The sequence below is a fragment of the Parvibaculum sp. genome (assembly GCF_035511255.1).
Lineage (GTDB): Bacteria > Pseudomonadota > Alphaproteobacteria > Parvibaculales > Parvibaculaceae > Parvibaculum.
This window is the reverse complement of record NZ_DATKFR010000471.1, coordinates 1-3205: the sequence shown is the minus strand read 5'-3', so window position 1 is coordinate 3205 and position 3205 is coordinate 1. Positions and strand designations below refer to the sequence as shown.

At 64.0% G+C, this 3205-nt stretch carries 5 protein-coding genes; 3 read left to right on the top strand and 2 right to left on the bottom strand.

Features of this window, described 5'->3' with window-relative positions; genetic code table 11:
* Both VMR03_RS17475 and VMR03_RS17470 read left to right on the top strand, forming a co-directional pair.
* The coding region (locus tag VMR03_RS17475; RefSeq protein ID WP_325407489.1) for a disulfide bond formation protein B at nucleotides 1–241 on the top strand (241 nt) is incomplete at its 5' end.
* A complete protein-coding gene (locus tag VMR03_RS17470) occupies nucleotides 238–834 on the top strand; it encodes a demethoxyubiquinone hydroxylase family protein (RefSeq protein WP_325407487.1) in 597 nt (198 codons plus the stop codon). The genes VMR03_RS17475 and VMR03_RS17470, both read left to right, overlap by 4 nt.
* 138 nt (nucleotides 835–972) lie before the next feature.
* Here the strand turns inward: VMR03_RS17470 and VMR03_RS17465 are convergent, their stop codons facing one another.
* The gene (locus VMR03_RS17465) at nucleotides 973–1533 is read right to left on the bottom strand and encodes an HNH endonuclease (RefSeq protein ID WP_325407485.1); all 561 of its coding nucleotides are present in this window, start codon (nucleotides 1531–1533) and stop codon (nucleotides 973–975) included.
* 114 nt (nucleotides 1534–1647) lie between these two features.
* Nucleotides 1648–2316, bottom strand: coding sequence for an alpha/beta hydrolase (locus tag VMR03_RS17460; protein WP_325407482.1), 669 nt, complete (start codon nucleotides 2314–2316; stop codon nucleotides 1648–1650).
* A 74-nt stretch (nucleotides 2317–2390) separates the two neighbouring features.
* Between VMR03_RS17460 and gluQRS the strand changes: the two genes are divergently transcribed.
* On the top strand, nucleotides 2391–3205 hold an 815-nt coding region (gene gluQRS, locus VMR03_RS17455), incomplete at its 3' end, for a tRNA glutamyl-Q(34) synthetase GluQRS (protein ID WP_325407480.1).

The following is a 3205-nucleotide window of genomic DNA, read 5'->3' as shown; positions in this document are numbered from 1 at the left end:
CGAATACAAATGGTGGGCGGGTCCCTCCGATTGTACGTCGAGCGGCCTCGTCTCGAATTCGCTGGCGGATCTGCAGGCGCAGCTGCAGGGTGGATCTCGCCCGCCCCAATGCGACAAGGCGGCCTGGACGCTCTTCGGCATTTCGCTCGCCGGCTACAATTTCCTGATCTCGCTCGCGCTCTTCGTGCTGTCGGCGCTTCCCGTCCTGCGCTTCGAGCGCGAAGCCCATGGATATGAATGATGCCGAGGCAGCCCGATAGAAGGCCGAAACCCACGCCCCGCTCGGCCCAGCCCGGCCGGACGAAGACCGATGCGATCGAGGAAATCCTGCGCGTCGATCATGCCGGCGAATATGGCGCGGTGCGCATCTATTCCGGCCAGCTCGCCGTCTACAAATATCTGGCCGGAAAGCAGGACACCGTCGAATCCCTGACGCGCATGGCGAAGGAAGAAGAGGTCCATCTCGCCCGCTTCACGGACATCATCAATGAGCGCGGCGTGAGGCCCACCGCCTTCGCGCCGATCTGGCATGTCGCGGGCTTCGCCCTCGGCGCCGCCACCGCGCTGATGGGCGAAAAGGCCGCTCACGCCTGCACCGAGGCGGTCGAAGACGTCATCGACGAACATTACGCCCAGCAGGTGAAGAAGCTGGATGCGATGGGCACGGAGGAATCGGCGCTTCGCGAAACCATCGAACGCTTCCGGCTGGAAGAAGTGCAGCACCGCGACGAGGCGATCGAGAAGGGCGCGAAGGAAGCGCCCGGCTACACGCTGCTCTCCGCCGTCATCCGCGCCGGCTGCAAGGTCGCGATCAAACTGTCGGAGAAGGCCTGAGGTTGGTTGCCGTTTTTCGACAACCGCTTTCTCGTCACCCCGGGCTTCGTCCCGGGGTCCAGGGGCGTCAAATTCTGCCCGAGCGGCCCCTGGATCCCGGCACAAGGCCGGGAAGACACTTGGCGATCGACATCAACCTCACGGCTCGAGTTCGCTGTCCCAGTAGAGATAATCCTGCCAGCTCTCGTGCAGATAGTTCGGCGGGAAATGCCGCCCGTTCTTGTGCAGATCGGTGACGCTCGGCCGGAACGGCGCCTGCAGCGGAAACATCTTCGCCTGCTCCGGCATGTGCCCGCCCTTTTTCAGGTTGCAGGGCGCGCAGGCCGTCACGACATTTTCCCACGTCGTCTGGCCGCCGCGCGAACGCGGGATCACATGATCGAAGGTGAGATCGTGGCGATGTCCGCAATACTGGCAGGAGAAACAGTCGCGCAGGAAGAGATTGAACCGCGTGAAGGCCGGGAAGCGTGCGGGCTTCACATAGGATTTGAGCGAGACGACGCTCGGCAGCTGCATCTCGAAGCTGGGCGAACGCACGAAAGTCTCGTAGCTCGAGACGATGTTGACGCGATCCATGCAGACCGCCTTGATCGCATCCTGCCAGGACCAGAGCGAGAGGGGGTAATAGCTGAGCGGCCTGTAATCCGCATTCAGCACCAGGGCCGGACAACTATCCGGGTTGGCAAACGAACCGTGCACGCCGCCCTCCTGGGGATCGCATCGGTCCAACGGGGACCGCGTCCCGAATTGTCACTAACCTTACTATATCTAGTGCAACGGCTTTGTGAAGCCACTTGACCTGTTGTGGACAGTTCAGGCACCGGCGGCCATGAGTGAGCCGGCGAATGCATCCATCAGAAATTGCCCGCCGAGTTCGAGCCCTTCGGGATCGATGCCATGGCCGAGCCCCCGCGAAACATGCCAGCGGACGGAGAGGCCGGCGGCGCCCAGGGCTTCCGCCGCGTGATGCATCCGGGAGACCGGCAGCATCTCGTCCATGTCGCCATGGACGAGCAGGATCGGCGGTCGGCAGGCGATTTCATCCGCGAGCCTTTCCGCGCCCGCCAGCGCCCCCGAATAGCCGACAATGGCCGCGGGCGCCCTCTTCCGCCGTAGGCCGACATGCAGCGACATCATCGTGCCCTGGCTGAAACCGACCAGCGCGAGCTTCGTCTCGTCGAGCCCGTGCCGCGCAAGCTCCTCGTCGATGAAGCGGTCGAAGATAGGCGCGGCCGCCAGGATGCCCCGCAGGATTTCGACCGGATCGAGCCGCGAGATCGGGAACCACTGATAGCCGAAACCGACGTCGCAGCGCTCCGGCGCATTGGGCGCGATGAAGGCCGCATTCGGCAGAAGCCTCTGCCAGTAGGGCGCGAGGCTGATGAGATCGTTGCCGTCGGCGCCGTAACCATGGGCGAGAATGACGAGCTGTTCCGTCCTGCCGCTCGCCGCCGGCACCGACGGCCCGGTCAATGTCGTCATTCCCGCCACCTCGTTCGTTTCATCGACTTCGTTTATAAGGATCGCCGAGTGTAGGCCGGGACCCGGAGCTTTCAATGCCGCTCGACCAAAGAAGAGATGAGCGCGCCGTTATCCGCTTCGCGCCGAGCCCCAATGGCTGGCTGCATCTGGGCCACGCCTATTCCGCGATTTTCGCTTATGAGACCGCGAAGTCGCTTGGCGGCCGCTTCCTGCTCCGCATCGAGGACATCGACATCGGCCGCTGCCGGCCCGAATACGAGCAGGGCATCTACGAAGACCTCGCCTGGCTCGGCCTCGACTGGGAACGTCCGGTGCGCCGCCAGTCGGAACATTTCGCCGACTATGAAGCTGCCTTGAAGCGGTTGCGGGACATGGGCGTCGTCTATCCCTGCTTCGCGACGCGCAAGGAAATCCACGATGCGATCGAAGCCTCCGGCGTCGGCCATGCGCGCTGGCCGATCGATCCCGATGGCGCGCCGGTCTATCCCGGCCTCTACAAGGATCTGCCCGCCGCCGAACTCAACCGCCTGATGTGGGAAGGCCGCACCTATGCCTGGCGTCTCGACATGGAAAAGGCATTGGCCCTTGCCGAGGAAAAATCGGGCGGACCGATCACTTTTCTCGAAGAAACAGGCGGCCCGCGCGGCGAGCATGGACGCCTGCCCATCGACCCGATGGTCTTCGGCGACGTCGTGATTGCGAGGAAGGACGTACCGACGAGCTATCATCTCGCCGTCACCGTCGACGACGCGATCCAGGGCGTCACCTGCGTCACGCGCGGCCAGGACCTCTTCCCCGCGACCTATGTCCATCGCCTGCTGCAGGTGCTGCTCGACCTTCCCGAGCCGCGCTATCGCCACCATCCGCTCGTCCGCGACGAGACCGGACG

What these genes read in the sequence shown, in the direction of transcription:
- VMR03_RS17460 (WP_325407482.1), bottom strand. Translation starts at nt 2,316, where the DNA reads ATGACGACATTGACCGGGCCGTCGGTGCCGGCGGCGAGCGGCAGGACG.
- VMR03_RS17470 (WP_325407487.1), top strand. Translation starts at nt 238, where the DNA reads ATGATGCCGAGGCAGCCCGATAGAAGGCCGAAACCCACGCCCCGCTCG.